Origin of the sequence: Pseudomonas sp. P1.31 (genome assembly GCF_001269815.1) — a bacterium.
GTDB lineage: Bacteria > Pseudomonadota > Gammaproteobacteria > Pseudomonadales > Pseudomonadaceae > Aquipseudomonas > Aquipseudomonas rustica.
Genome location: NZ_LHVN01000023.1, coordinates 130838 through 145086 on the forward strand (window position 1 = coordinate 130838; position 14249 = coordinate 145086).

The following is a 14249-nucleotide window of genomic DNA, read 5'->3' on the forward strand; positions in this document are numbered from 1 at the left end:
GGTCAAACCTCGTCTTCGCGATGGGAAGACCACACGGTACGGGCGTTGGCGGAGGGCCCGCCAACGATGAATATTGCGGAACAGTTGAATTCAACTCATCAATCAGCCAACTGATCGTTGAACCATTCAAGCATCTGCGCCACCGCCGGACGCTCCATGCGCACCCGTTCGCAGACCAGCGCGTATTGGCCGAGCGCAGTCATGCTGGAGGTAAATGGCCGCACCAGCCGCCCGCTCTGCAAATCTTCCTGCGCGGTGAGGTTGTCGCCCATCGCCACGCCCTGCCCTTGCGCCGCGGCTTCCAGCGCCAAACCCGCGTGAGCGAAATACAACTGACGCTGCGGACGCTGATCGCCGGCATGGCTGGTCAGCCACGCGGTTCAGGTCTTACCGTCCTGATCATCGTGCAGCAAACAGTGGCGGGCCAGATCCTTGGGCGTCTTCAGCGTGCCTTGGTTGAACAGGCCGGGGCTGCACACCGGGAAGAACTGCAGCGCGGGCAACGGTCGAACGAAGTAAGCGCTGCTGTCGACCGGGCCGGTGCCGTAGGTGATCGCCAGGTCGATGTCTTCGCCGGGGCCGCTGGCGTCGATTGGTTGTTCGTAGAGGTGCAACGTGATGTGTGGATAGCGCGCGTAGAAATCGGTGAGGCGGCTCATCAGCCACTTTTGCGCAAGTTCGGCGGTCACGGCCAGGCGCAGCACGGCCAGCGAGGATGGATCGCGCAACTCATCGCAGGCGTCGCCGATCAATTCGAAGGCTTGCTGCAGGCTTTGCATCAAGCGGCCAGCGGCGATGGTCGGGCGGATTTGCCGGCCTTCGCGGATGAACAGAGAGACGCCGAGTTGTTCTTCGAGCTGGCGGATCTGGTGGCTGACGGCGCTGTCGGTGACGCACAGTTCGGCGGCGGCGCGACCGAAATGCGCGTGACGAGCGGCGCATTCGAAGGTTCGCAGGGCGGCCAGTGAGGGGAGTCGTCGCATGGGTTGTTGATCCCTGTTTTTAGGCGGACATGCTGACCGGCCGGACTACGCCAGTCCAGTAGGAGCTGCCGCAGGCTGCGATCTTTTGATGTTGTTTGACTAACCAGAGTCAAAAGATCGCAGCCTGCGGCAGCTCCTACAGGGGCATGCATTTCAAATTGTGGGAGCGGGCTTGCTCGCGAAGGCGGCGGCACATTCACCACAACTCTTCTAGGCTAACCCGAACCATCCCAGCCAACCGGAGGCCCCCATCATGCACCTCGAAGGCTCCTGCCACTGCGGCGCGGTCACGTTCAGCCTGACCAGCGCCCACCCCTACCCCTACCAACGCTGCTACTGCTCGATCTGCCGCAAAACCCAGGGCGGTGGCGGTTACGCGATCAACCTCGGCGGCGACGCGACCACGCTCAAGGTGCAGGGTCGCAAGAACATCACGATTTACCACGCAAAGATGAAAGACCCAGGCGAAAAACGCGCCCACCGCAGCAGCGCCGAACGGCATTTCTGCGCAGTGTGCGGCAGCGGTTTGTGGCTGTTCAGCCCTGAGTGGCCGGAGCTGATCCACCCGTTCGCCTCGGCCATCGACACCGCGTTGCCGGTACCGCCGGAACACACGCACTTGATGCTCGGCTCGAAGGCATCGTGGGTCGAAGTCGACGCCAAAGCCAAGGACAAGCAGTTCGACGTCTACCCCGAAGAATCCATTGCGCAGTGGCATGAACGCCTCAACCTGACCTGCTGAAACCACCGATCCCTGATCCATCCACATCTTCCTGTGGTGAGGGGATTTATCCCCGACCGGCTGCGCAGCAGTCGTAAAACCTGAGTACACGGTTCTTCAGAAGTACCGAGGGCGCAGGTTTTGGTGGTGCTGTGCACCACATCGAGGATAAATCCCCTCGCCACAGGGAACGCACTGCCCATAAGTTTTTTGGTGTGCGCAGTTCCCCTTTGCCGTTCTCGTTCGGTTAACCCCTCAGAAGCACTTCAACTACCGATCGATTCGATGCAAAGGGATCTCCATGTCGCACGTCCGTTTTCGTTTTGCCTTGTGCCCGTTGGCGCTGGCCCTGCTGAGCCTTCACGCGCACGCCGCTGAAACCGTCGCTAAAACCGATGAAGCCCTGCAACTGGGCGCCACCAATATTTCCGCGCAAGGCCTCGGTGCGGTCACCGAAGACACCCATTCCTACACCACCGGCGCGACGTCGTCGGCCACCGGCTTGCCGCTGTCGATTCGCGAAACACCGCAATCGGTCACGGTCATCACCCGCCAGCAAATGGACGATCGCGGCGTGCAAAGCGTCGGCGACGCACTGCGCAACACCCCCGGCATTTCCACGCAAAAGTACGACAGCGACCGCACTGAGTTTTCCGCGCGCGGCTTCGCTATCACTAACTTCCAGTACGACGGCGTGAACATTCCGTACGACGGCGTGTACGGCGAAAATCCGAACAACGGTGACGACGCCGCGAGCATTGATCGCGTCGAAGTGATCAAAGGCGCGACCGGCCTGATGACCGGTAACGGCGATCCATCGGCCACCGTCAATCTGATCCGCAAGAAGCCGACCAAGGAATTCAAAGCGTCAATTAGCGGCACCGTCGGTTCGTGGGATGCCTATCGCACCGTCGGCGATATCTCCGGGTCACTGACCGATTCGGGCAATGTGCGCGGGCGTTTTGTCGGTGCCTATTCGGACAAGAATTCCTACCTCGATCACTACAGCCAGAAGAAAGACCTGTTCTACGGCATCCTCGAAGCCGACCTGACCGACGACACCCTGCTGACCTTCGGCATCGACAAATCCAGCACCACGCCGCGCGGCAGTTCCTGGACTGGCAACCCGGTGTACTTCAGCGATGGCGGCCGCACCGAATTCCCGCGTCATTTCAACTCCGGTGCTGACTGGAGCCGCCGCGATTTCGACAACATCACCTACTTCGCCTCGCTGGAGCAGGCGCTGGCTAATGACTGGAAATTCAAGGTCAGCCTCGACCAGAAAACTACCGATCACGATACGCAACTCGCCTCGGCCAGCGGCGGCAATCCTGATCGCGCCACCGGCGAGGGCATGTTCTTGTATTGGGGCCGCTGGGAAGGCCATCGCGTGCAGAACACCGCCGACGTCAACGTCTCCGGCCCGTTCACCTTGGGCGGGCGCGAGCATGAGCTGATTGCCGGCGTGATGACCGCGCACTCGCGCCAGACCGGTTCGACCTACGACACCAGCGCCTTCTCGCAAGTACCGGGGAGCATTTACGACTGGAACGGTGAACTGCCGAAACAGCAATTCCCGAAGAACGGTAAATACGAGCGCACCCAAAGCCAGAACGGTGTGTACCTGGCCACGCGCCTGCATCCGACCGACGATCTGTCGGTGATCCTCGGCAGCCGCTTGAGCACCTTCAAATACAACGAAGATTACGGCTACCTCCCCGGTGCCGGACTGGACGATACCCACGCCAGCTACAAGGAACACGGCGTGGTCACGCCTTACGCCGGGCTGGTCTACGACCTCAACGACACCTACTCGCTGTACGCCAGTTACACCAGCATCTACCAGCCGCAGACCTACAAGGACATCAACGGTTCGACCCTTGCCCCGGTCGAAGGCGACAGCTATGAGGCAGGCTTGAAAGCGGCGTATTTCGACGGTCGATTGAATGCTGCGCTGGCGTTCTTCCGCATCGAACAGGACGGCGTCGCCGAATCGATCGGCACCAACCCGGAGACCAACGAAGGCATCTACAAATCCATCGACGGCGCGACCACCCAAGGCGTGGAACTGGAACTGGCCGGCGAACTGGCCGAGGGCTGGAACGTCTCCGCCGGCTATACCTACGCGCGCACGCGAGACGCCGATGAGCAGCGCATTTACGGGTACCCACTGTCGACCACCAAACCTGAACATGTGGTGCGCACCTTCACCACCTATCGACTGCCCGGCGTGCTGGACAAGGTCACCGTCGGTGGCGGCGTGAGCTGGCAGAGCGCGTTCTACGGCAACATCTACAGCGCCCCGGCCGGCGATTACACGCGGATCAAACAAGGTGGCTACACCCTCGTCGACCTGATGACGCGCTATCAGTACAACGAAAACCTGAGCTTCACCGTGAATGCCAACAACGTGTTCGACAAACAGTACCTGACGGGGCTGGGCAACTTCGACACCACGTTCTACGGCGAGCCACGGAATGTGATGCTGACGACGAAGTGGGATTTTTGATCCAGGGCTGAATTGGTTTTTTCAGGGCTGGCCTCATCGCGAGCAGGCTCACTCCTACAAGGTTTGGTGGTGCCTACAATATTTGGACACGACAGATAACCCATGTAGGAGTGAGCCTGCTCGCGATAGCGGTGGGTCAGTCACAGTTGTTTTGACTGGGCTGGCCCCTTCGCGAGCAAGCTCGGCTCCTACAAGTTTTGTGAGCGCCACAGATCGGTGTAGGAGCAGAGCTTGCTCGCGAATAGGCCCTGACCACCACCGCGAATCAATCCAGATGCGCCCACGTCATCCGAAACGACGCCCCACCCCAAACCGATTCCCCCACTTCAACCTGCCCGCCATGGGACTGCGACACGCGCCGCACCAGCGCCAGGCCCAAACCAAATCCACCCGTGCGCCGATCCCGACTGGCATCCAGCCGCGAGAACGGTTCGAAAATCTTCTCCCGCCCCTCCAGCGGCACGCCCGGCCCATCGTCGTTGACCCGCACCTCGTAATAATCCCCGGTGCGCACCAGTGTCACTTCGACTTTTTGCTCGGCATAACGAATCGCGTTGCGCAGCAGGTTGATCACCGCCCGCGCCATAAACCGTGGTTCGATGCGCACCGTGTCGAGCCGGCATTCGCCAATCAGCAACTGCACGCCCGCCGCTTCCGCCTCCAGCGCGACGCTGCCGACCACGCTGTCGAGCCAATTGGTCGCCTGAATATTTTCGCGTTTGATCACCGTCGCACCGCGTTCAAGGCTGGCATAGGTCAGCAGCTCCGAGACCATTTCCTCCAGCTCGCCAAGGTCGGCGTACATGTCGGCAATCAGCTCACGGCTCTGGCTGGCGTCCGGCTGCTGCTTCAGTTGATCAAGCTCAAACGACAACCGCGCAATCGGCGTGCGCAGTTCGTGAGACACCGCGTTGGTCAGCTCGCGTTGATTGGCGATCAGGCCTTCGATGCGCGCGGCCATCAAGTTGAAGTGTTCCGCCAGATCACGAATGTTCGAGCGCTTCGACAATTGGATACGCACCGACAAATCGTTATCGCCAAAGTGCTCGGCGGCCAGCCGCAGCTTCTCCAGATCGCGCCAGTGCGGGCGCACCCAGAAGAACAACACGATGCCGATCAGAACCGCCAGCATCATGTACGCCGCCGTGATGTAGAACGGCATCAGGCTCGGCTCGGGCGGCAGCTTGATGCTGAGCAACTGCGAGCCACCGTCAATGTTGCTAATGAACTGCGTGTAGTTGTCGCGGATCACCAACAGATTCTGCGCGAGCTCTGATTTTTCTTCGTCGGTCAGTTTCAGTTGATCGGTTTCGACCAGCCCCAACGACAGGCCATAGTGCGGACGCAACGCCTCAAGCTGCTGCTCGCGTGCTTCGCCTTGCTGATCGCGCATGTGCTCGACCAGCGACCACGCCTGCCCGCGCACCGCCTCGCGGTTGTAGGCCTGCATCTGATTGTCGAGCAAGGCGTTAAAGGTGTGCTCGACCGTTTGCAAGGCCAGCACCAGCCCCACCGTCATCACCAGAAACAGCCCGAGAAATAAGCGCAGCATCTACAGCTCCCAGGCAAACGGATTGAACAGATAACCCTTGCCCCACACGGTCTTGATGCACACCGGCTCACGCGGATTGTCTTTGAGTTTGTTGCGCAGTTTGCTGATGTACACATCGACGCTGCGGTTGAGCCCGTCGAAGGCAATCCCGCGCATGCGGTTGAGGATGTCGTCACGGGAAAGAATCTTGCCGGCAGCGCTGGCGAGCAACCACAGCAGTTCGAATTCCATGGTGGTCATTTCGATGATCTCACCGGCCAGACGCACCTCGCGGCAACTGCGGTCGATGCTCAACTGACCAAACTCCAGCGAACTGACCACGCTGCTGTCCGGCACCTGACGGCGTTGCAACGCGCGCAAACGGGCGAGCAACACCGGCGGTTTGATCGGTTTAATTACGTAGTCGTCGGCACCGGATTCCAGACCGAGAATGTGGTCGAGGTCGTCTTCCTTGGCGGTCAAAATGACGATCGGCGTGTCCGACACGCTGCGAATTTCGCGACACACGTGCAGACCGCTCTGCCCCGGCAGCATCAGGTCGAGCACCACCACTTTCGGTTTGAATTCGAGAAAAGCGGCCACGGCCAGATCGCCACGGTGCACCGTGCGCACCTCGTAGCCGTGTTGTTCGAGGAAGTGGGCGATCAGCGCCGCGAGACGCTCGTCGTCTTCCACCAGAAGGACTTTGCCGAAACCCAGGTTATCCATAACGACCGTCTGCCAACCCATGTGTGAAGTGGTCGACATTATGGCGGCATTCGCGGGCGGAAGCCGGTTATCGGTGATGTTTCATACTCTTAAGAGTTTTTAACAGATTGTGTAGGAGCATGGCTTGCCAGCGAATGCGTCCTTGAGATCGCTATCGCAGGCAAGCCGTGCTCCTACAGGGTTATGCCGCGACAGGCACACCACTGTGAAAGCGGAATTCTTCATCCGGCGATTCAATCAGCTCTTGCTCGGCAGCACGAACCCGCACGATCACCTGCTCAACATCCTTGGCATCACCGTACTGATAAGCCAGCTTCAGATACCCCTGAAAATGCCGCGCCTCGCTTTTCAGCAAACCGAAATAGAACTTGCCGAGTTCCTCATCAAGATGCGGCACTAGCGCTTCAAAACGCTCACAACTGCGCGCCTCAATAAACGCGCCCACCACCAGCGTGTCCACCAGTTTCACCGGTTCATGACTGCGCACCACTTTGCGCAGGCTCGACGCGTATCGGCCGGCGTGCAACTGGCGCAGTTCGATCTTGCGACGCTTCATCAGGCGCATGACTTGTTCGTGATGCACCAGTTCTTCCCGGGCCAGACGCGACATCATGTTGATCAGGTCGACGTGGGAATGGTACTTGGCTATCAGGCTCAGCGCGGTGCTGGCGGCCTTGAACTCGCAGTTCTTGTGGTCGATCAGCAGGGTTTCCTGATCGGCCAGTGCGGCCTGAACCCAGGCGTCGGGGGTGCGGCAGCCAAGGAATTCGTGGATTTCGGGAAGGATCATGGGGCTCACGGTAAAGGTGTTCGAGCGAAGGGCGCCGATTATACCGGCCTGTCCGCAGACCACCAGCGGCTGGCGTTGATATGCATCAAGTCGCGCACGTTCTGGCAGCAACTATAGTTGTGCAACGCCGTGCCTTTTCTTTGCTGGAGACTCCGCTCATGCAAGCCATTCGCAGCATTCTGGTGGTCATCGAACCCGAACATTCGGAAAGCCTGGCGCTCAAGCGCGCCAAGTTGATCGCGGGCGTGACCCAGGCCCATCTGCACCTGCTGGTCTGCGACAAGAAGCACGACCACGCCGGCATGCTCGGCGTGCTCAAAGCCGCGCTGCTGGCGGACGGTTACAGCGCCACCACCGAACAGGCGTGGAACGAGAGCCTGCACGAAACCATCATCGATGTGCAGCAGGCCGAGGGCTGCGGACTGGTGATCAAGCAGCATTTCCCGGACAGCTCACTGAAAAAAGCCCTGCTGACTCCGGCTGACTGGAAACTGCTGCGCCACTGCCCTACCCCGGTGCTGCTGGTGAAAACGTCGACCTCGTGGAAAGACCGAGTGATTCTGGCGGCGGTCGATGTCGGCAATGCCGATGGCGAGCACCGGCATCTGCACAATACGATCATTGATCACGGCTACGACATCGCGGCACTGGCCAAGGCGCATCTGCATGTGATCGCGGCGCATCCCTCGCCGATGCTGTCGGCGGCGGATCCGACGTTCCAGCTCAGCGAAACCATCGAAGCGCGTTATCGCGAGCAATGCCGGGCGTTTCAGGCGGAATTTGATATCGATGACGAGCATCTGCACATCGAAGAAGGCCCGGCGGATGTGTTGATTCCGTTTATGGCGCACAAGCTGCAGGCAGCGGTGACTGTGATTGGCACGGTGGCGCGCACCGGGTTGTCGGGGGCGCTGATCGGCAATACGGCGGAAGTGGTGCTGGATGAGCTGGAGAGTGATGTGCTGGTGCTCAAACCGCAGGAGGTTGAGGATCATTTGGTGGAGTTGGCGGTGAAGCATTAAGTGCAAAAGATCGCAGCCTTCGGCAGCTCCTACAGGTAGGACGCATTCCCATGTAGGAGCTGCGGCACGCTGCGATCTTTTGATCTTCAGGCGCCAAAGGCGTCCTTGAGGAATCCGGGGGCGATGTAGCGCTGATAATGCGCTTCCGATAGCAGGAAAAATTCCCGATCAATGGCATCGCGCAATTCCGGCAGGTTCCAATCGCGAAACTCCGGCAGCAGCACCATCCCGTACGCGTCGAGATTAATGATCACCCGCGCCCCCCGGGCAATCAGCTGATACGCCCAGCAATATTCCGATTGATGCGGCACGAAGCGGATCTTGCGCTGTTCGAGCTGCTCGCGCAGACGCGCCGAATCGAAAATCTCGACCTTGCCCGCCATCACTTGTGACAGCAATTGCTCCAGTCGCAACCACACCGCACGTTTTTCCTCCTCGTTGTACCCATTCCAATGGATCACTTCGTGGTGGAAACGCTTGCAGCCACGGCACACCAGATCACCGTAAACAGTGGAGCAGAGGCCGACGCAGGGGGTCTTGATGGTCTGATTGGGCATAAAGTAGGCAAAGGCACTGAAACGCGGAACAGGTCGGCATGTTAGCCCTTTGTCTAACATTCATCACCCCTCAAAGTTCAGGGGTGAACTTACCTTTAAATTTTTTTTGCCGTAGAATCAGCCAGCCTTTTAAGGCGCCAATGTCCGTTAGAAGCTGTTTTCAAAGCGTCACGAGCACAGTCGTTCCTTCAGAGCGGTGTTGGCGAAGGGTTTTTCCAGCGGGGAAAAGCCCAACGCCAACCCTCATCAGCTCCCCGTTCTGCAGGCGTAAAACTTTGAAAGCAGCTTCTGTAAGGAATGGTCGGTAATTCTGGCTAAGTGGCCCACAACGCCACGCAGCGCATGAGTACGGCCATTTCGGGATGAGCGTCCCGGACACCCATTTGGGACCACTGATGAGGGTAATAACTGTGCTTGAAGCCTACCGCAAACATATCGAAGAGCGTGCAGCCCTGGGTATCGTTCCCCAGCCGCTTAACGCCGAACAAACAGCAGGCCTGGTCGAGCTGCTGAAAAACCCTCCGGCTGGCGAAGAAGAATTCCTCGTTGACCTGATCACCAATCGCATTCCGCCAGGCGTGGACGAAGCAGCCTATGTAAAAGCCGGCTTCCTGTCTGCACTGGCCAAGGGCGAAGTTTCCTCCCCTCTGCTAGACAAAAAACGCGCTGTAGAACTGCTCGGCACCATGCAGGGCGGCTACAACATCGTGACCCTGGTTGAGCTGCTGGACGACGCCGAACTGGCGCCTGTCGCTGCTGCGCAACTCAAGCACACCCTGCTGATGTTCGATGCGTTCCACGACGTCGCGGAAAAAGCCAAGAACGGTAACGTTCACGCTAAAGCCGTGCTGCAATCCTGGGCTGACGGCGAGTGGTTCAAAAACCGCCCGACTCTGGCCGACAAGATCAGTCTGCGCGTGTTCAAGGTTACCGGCGAAACCAACACCGACGACCTCTCCCCTGCTCCAGATGCCTGGTCGCGTCCAGACATCCCGCTGCACGCCCTGGCCATGCTGAAAATGGCCCGCGACGGCATCGTTCCTGATCAGCAGGGCGCCATCGGCCCGATGAAGCAGATCGAAGAAATGCGCGGTCAAGGCTTCCCGATCGCCTACGTCGGTGACGTGGTCGGTACTGGTTCTTCGCGTAAATCCGCTACCAACTCGGTACTGTGGTTCTTCGGCGACGACGTTCCTTACGTGCCGAACAAGCGCGCTGGCGGTTTCTGCTTTGGCAGCAAAATCGCTCCGATCTTCTACAACACCATGGAAGATGCCGGCGCACTGCCAATCGAGTTCGACGTTTCCAACATGAACATGGGCGACGTGATCGACCTGTACCCGCATGCTGGCAAAGTCTGCAAACACGGCACCGACGAAGTCATCACCACCTTCGAAATGAAGACCCCGGTACTGTTGGACGAAGTCCGTGCTGGCGGCCGTATCCCGCTGATCATCGGCCGTGGCCTGACCGAGAAGGCTCGCGCCGAACTGGGTCTGCCTGCGTTCGACCTGTTCAAGAAGCCTGACGCACCGATCGAAAGCACCAAGGGTTATACCCTGGCGCAGAAAATGGTCGGCAAGGCGTGCGGTCTGGCAGAAGGCAAAGGCATCCGTCCTGGCACCTACTGCGAACCGAAAATGACCACCGTGGGTTCTCAGGACACCACCGGTCCAATGACCCGTGACGAACTGAAAGACCTGGCGTGCCTGGGCTTCTCGGCTGACCTGGTGATGCAGTCCTTCTGCCACACCGCGGCGTATCCAAAGCCGATCGACGTGACCACCCACCACACCCTGCCTGACTTCATCATGACCCGCGGCGGCGTTTCCCTGCGTCCGGGCGACGGCATCATCCACTCGTGGCTGAACCGCATGCTGCTGCCGGACACCGTCGGTACCGGTGGTGACTCGCACACCCGTTTCCCGATGGGCATTTCGTTCCCGGCCGGTTCCGGTCTGGTTGCGTTTGCTGCGGCCACCGGCGTTATGCCGCTGGACATGCCGGAATCGATCCTGGTGCGCTTCAAAGGCAAAATGAAACCTGGCATCACCCTGCGTGACCTGGTTCATGCGATTCCTTACTTCGCTATCCAGAACGGTCTGCTGACCGTCGAGAAGAAAGGCAAGAAAAACGCCTTCTCCGGCCGCATCCTGGAAATCGAAGGTCTGGAAGGTCTGACCCTCGAGCAGGCGTTCGAACTGTCCGACGCCTCGGCCGAACGTTCGGCTGCCGGTTGCACCATCAAGCTGTCGAAAGAGTCGATCACCGAGTACCTGAACTCCAACATCACCCTGCTGCGCTGGATGATCGGCGAAGGTTACGGCGATGCACGTACTCTGGAACGTCGCGCTCAAGCAATGGAAGCCTGGGTTGCCAATCCGGAACTGATGGAAGCCGATGCTGACGCCGAATACGCCGAAATCATCGAAATCGATCTGGCCGACATCAGCGAGCCTGTACTGTGCGCGCCGAACGATCCGGACGACGCCCGTCTGCTGTCCAGCGTTGCTGGCGAGAAGATCGACGAAGTGTTCATCGGTTCGTGCATGACCAACATCGGTCACTTCCGCGCTGCCGGTAAGTTGCTGGATCAGGTCAAGGGTCAGCTGCCAACCCGTCTGTGGCTGTCGCCGCCGACCAAGATGGACGCTCACCAACTGACCGAAGAAGGCTACTACGGCATCTACGGCAAGGCTGGCGCACGCATGGAAATGCCAGGCTGCTCGCTGTGCATGGGTAACCAGGCACGTGTAGAGCCGAACGCTACCGTGGTGTCCACTTCCACTCGTAACTTCCCGAACCGTCTGGGCGACGGCGCGAACGTCTACCTGGCTTCGGCCGAGCTGGCGTCCGTGGCTTCGATCCTGGGTCGCCTGCCGACCGTCGAGGAGTACATGGAATACGCTGGCAAGATCGACAGCATGGCGGCCGATATCTACCGCTACCTGTCTTTCGACCAGATCGCCGAGTTCCGTGAAGCTGCTGCGAACGCCAACATCCCGGTCGTTCAAGCCTAACGTTACAACGCAATAAAAAACGCCGCCCATCGTGAGATGAGCGGCGTTTTTTTATGCCCGCCACCACAACCCATCCCTGTGGGAGCTGAGCTTGCTCGCGAAAGCGGTTGGTCACTCAACAACGGTGTTGGCTGATACACCGCCTTCGCGAGCAAGCTCGGCTCCTACAGAAACCGGTGGCAAGCGAGGCACTGGCGAAAAAAAACCGCTGTGCCTGGGCAGGCACAGCGGTTTTATTGATGGAGCCCGGGTTACATCGTCAGCTTGTAAACCAATGCCGAAATCGCCACCAGACCGACCGCCGTGACAAACACGTTCGACGCCTGACCACGATAGCGCGCCATCGCCGGTACTTTGCGAATCGCGTACATCGGCATCAGGAACAGAATCGCCGCAATCACCGGCCCGCCGACGGTTTCGATCATGCCGAGAATGCTCGGGTTCAGCGTTGCGATGATCCAGCAGATCACCAGCATGAACGCCGCCACGATGCGATCCAGTGCCTTCGCGCCCGGACGCTTGCCGCTCTTCACGATCAGGCCTTTCAGGCCTTCGCTGGCACCGATGTAGTGACCTAGGAACGACTTGGAGATCGCCACAAACGCAATCAGCGGCGCCGCGAACTCAATGGTCGGATTGTTGAAGTGGTTGGCCAGGTACGACAGGATCGACAGGTTCTGTTCCTTGGCCTCCGCCAATTGCTCCGGCGACAGCGTCAGCACGCAACTGAAGACGAAGAACAGCACCATCAGCACCATCAACGCATGGGCGCGGAACAGGATCTGCGAGCTGCGCTCATCGGCATGCACGCCATACTGACGCTTCTGATCCACCGCAAACGCCGAAATGATCGGCGAGTGGTTGAACGAGAACACCATCACCGGAATCGCCAGCCACAGCGTGTGCAGCAGCGCCGACGCTGGCGGCACCTGCGAAACGGTGGTGAGGATGCCGCCGTTCCAGTGCGGAATCAGGTAAACCCCCAGAAACAGCAGCGCGACGATAAACGGATAGACCATCAGGCTCATCGCCTTGACGATGGCGTCCTGGCCGCAACGCACCACGGCGAGCAAACCGAGGATCAGCACGAACGACAGCAGCGCACGCGGTGGCGGCGTAACGTGCAGTTGGTGTTCAAGGAAACTGGCGACCGTATTGGTCAGGCCCACGCTGTAGATCAGCAGAATCGGGAAGATCGCGAAGAAGTACAGCAGCGTGATCAGCGCACCAGCCTTGATGCCGAAATGCTGCTCGACCACTTCAGTGATGTCAGCGCCTTCGCGACCAGACAGCACAAATCGGGTCAGACCACGGTGTGCGTAGAACGTCATCGGGAACGCCAACAGCGCAAGCACCACCAGCGGCCAGAAGCCACCCAAGCCTGCGTTGATCGGCAAATACAGGGTACCGGCGCCAATGGCCGTCCCAAACAACCCCAACATCCAGGTAGTGTCCTGGCGATTCCAGCTCGAAAGTTCAGCGGGTGCTGCTGCATCAAAGCGCTCTTCGACGCTATTGGCCTGATCATTCATCCGGTCGGATCTCCGCATTCCGGTCACTTGCCACTCGGTCAGGACGCGTCGGAAAAAACCGACAGACATGCTCCGGCCGAAACAGGGGCGCGATTCTCCGCGATAAATGAGCAGAAGCAAAGACTTAGCTGAGGAATGGTTGTGCGGAGCAGATCAGCGGAGTGTCGTTATTGGTGAAATCACTGTCGCTGATCAGCATGCCACATGTCGTTTTATGACACGTCTTAACCCCCTGAACACGCGACCTGACTGACTCAAAGAAATAGCCATCGGCTCACTGCGATACCGATTGAAATACAGACCAGCGCAAACACTGCGCCAATACTGAAGAGAGTGACCAGCAATCGGATCTCGGCTTTAGACAGGTTCAATCCTTCCTCTGCAAAAGCGGCATCCTCCCGATGCAAGCGTTCCATTAGAGCTTCACGAGTTTCTGTTTTCATGTTGACGTCCTGAACGGTGATGCAAGCATCACAGTTTGAAAAAAAGACCTACAGCGGCAACGAAGACGGTCAGAACACCGGTGCCTACCGCGACGGGGTATAAAGCGGCTTCCCACTTCAGCTTTCGCTCCTCCGCCTTGAGCTTGCCTTTCTCGGCCCGCAGCTTCTGTGTTTCCATATGAAGCTTTTCAAGCTCCACGTTTGCGCGGTCATCAATATGCATGAACCTTCCCTGGCCATTGGCTGTTACCGCTTGGAGTGCTCGTCCATCCTGGATAGCCTCCTTTGCTGCCCTATGATTCCGTCTTCCTCGCTTGCCTGATAGCGGACGGATCCGGCGGCCTCGTAGGCAAAATCCTGGAGTTACGTAGGCAGCCTCATACTCAGCAACGACTGAGATAAACCAGCCCTC

General features: G+C 59.0%; 11 protein-coding genes and 1 pseudogene. 4 read left to right on the plus strand and 8 right to left on the minus strand.

The window, feature by feature from the left end:
* Window positions 1-98 precede the first annotated feature (98 nt).
* Window positions 99-983: pseudogene (locus AD669_RS15610) on the minus strand (LysR substrate-binding domain-containing protein).
* 253 nt (window positions 984-1236) lie between these two features.
* Here AD669_RS15610 and AD669_RS15615 point away from each other — a divergent pair.
* A complete protein-coding gene (locus AD669_RS15615) occupies window positions 1237-1725 on the plus strand; it encodes a GFA family protein (RefSeq protein WP_053121331.1) in 489 nt (162 codons plus the stop codon).
* 280 nt (window positions 1726-2005) lie between these two features.
* Complete coding sequence (locus AD669_RS15620; protein WP_053121333.1) at window positions 2006-4213, plus strand: TonB-dependent siderophore receptor; 2208 nt, start codon at window positions 2006-2008, stop codon at window positions 4211-4213.
* A gap of 265 nt (window positions 4214-4478) precedes the next feature.
* Here AD669_RS15620 and AD669_RS15625 read toward each other — a convergent pair whose 3' ends face one another.
* The 3 genes from AD669_RS15625 to AD669_RS15635 all read right to left on the minus strand — a co-directional run bounded on the left by AD669_RS15625 (window position 4479) and on the right by AD669_RS15635 (window position 7263).
* Window positions 4479-5765: a HAMP domain-containing histidine kinase gene (locus AD669_RS15625; protein ID WP_053121335.1), complete on the minus strand. Its 1287-nt coding sequence runs from the start codon at window positions 5763-5765 to the stop codon at window positions 4479-4481.
* A complete protein-coding gene (locus AD669_RS15630; RefSeq protein ID WP_053121339.1) occupies window positions 5766-6473 on the minus strand; it encodes a response regulator in 708 nt (235 codons plus the stop codon).
* A gap of 181 nt (window positions 6474-6654) precedes the next feature.
* Entirely contained in the window at window positions 6655-7263 is a 609-nt protein-coding gene (locus tag AD669_RS15635) for a tRNA-(ms[2]io[6]A)-hydroxylase (RefSeq protein ID WP_053121340.1), read from the minus strand.
* 158 nt (window positions 7264-7421) lie between these two features.
* Between AD669_RS15635 and AD669_RS15640 the strand changes: the two genes are divergently transcribed.
* Complete coding sequence (locus AD669_RS15640) at window positions 7422-8285, plus strand: universal stress protein (RefSeq protein WP_053121342.1); 864 nt, start codon at window positions 7422-7424, stop codon at window positions 8283-8285.
* Between the two features lie 86 nt (window positions 8286-8371).
* Here the strand turns inward: AD669_RS15640 and AD669_RS15645 are convergent, their stop codons facing one another.
* Window positions 8372-8842, minus strand: coding sequence for a DUF1289 domain-containing protein (locus AD669_RS15645; RefSeq protein ID WP_053121344.1), 471 nt, complete (start codon window positions 8840-8842; stop codon window positions 8372-8374).
* A 410-nt stretch (window positions 8843-9252) separates the two neighbouring features.
* On the opposite strand from AD669_RS15645, the gene acnB reads away from it, so the two are divergent.
* Window positions 9253-11862, plus strand: coding sequence for a bifunctional aconitate hydratase 2/2-methylisocitrate dehydratase (gene acnB / locus AD669_RS15650; protein WP_053121346.1), 2610 nt, complete (start codon window positions 9253-9255; stop codon window positions 11860-11862).
* Between the two features lie 251 nt (window positions 11863-12113).
* Here acnB and AD669_RS15655 read toward each other — a convergent pair whose 3' ends face one another.
* The 3 genes from AD669_RS15655 to AD669_RS15665 form a co-directional block, all read right to left on the minus strand.
* Window positions 12114-13394, minus strand: coding sequence for an HAAAP family serine/threonine permease (locus tag AD669_RS15655; RefSeq protein ID WP_053121348.1), 1281 nt, complete (start codon window positions 13392-13394; stop codon window positions 12114-12116).
* A 254-nt stretch (window positions 13395-13648) separates the two neighbouring features.
* A complete protein-coding gene (locus AD669_RS15660; protein ID WP_053121349.1) occupies window positions 13649-13837 on the minus strand; it encodes a hypothetical protein in 189 nt (62 codons plus the stop codon).
* 28 nt (window positions 13838-13865) lie between these two features.
* Window positions 13866-14060, minus strand: coding sequence for a hypothetical protein (locus tag AD669_RS15665; RefSeq protein ID WP_053121351.1), 195 nt, complete (start codon window positions 14058-14060; stop codon window positions 13866-13868).
* Window positions 14061-14249: the final 189 nt, after the last annotated feature.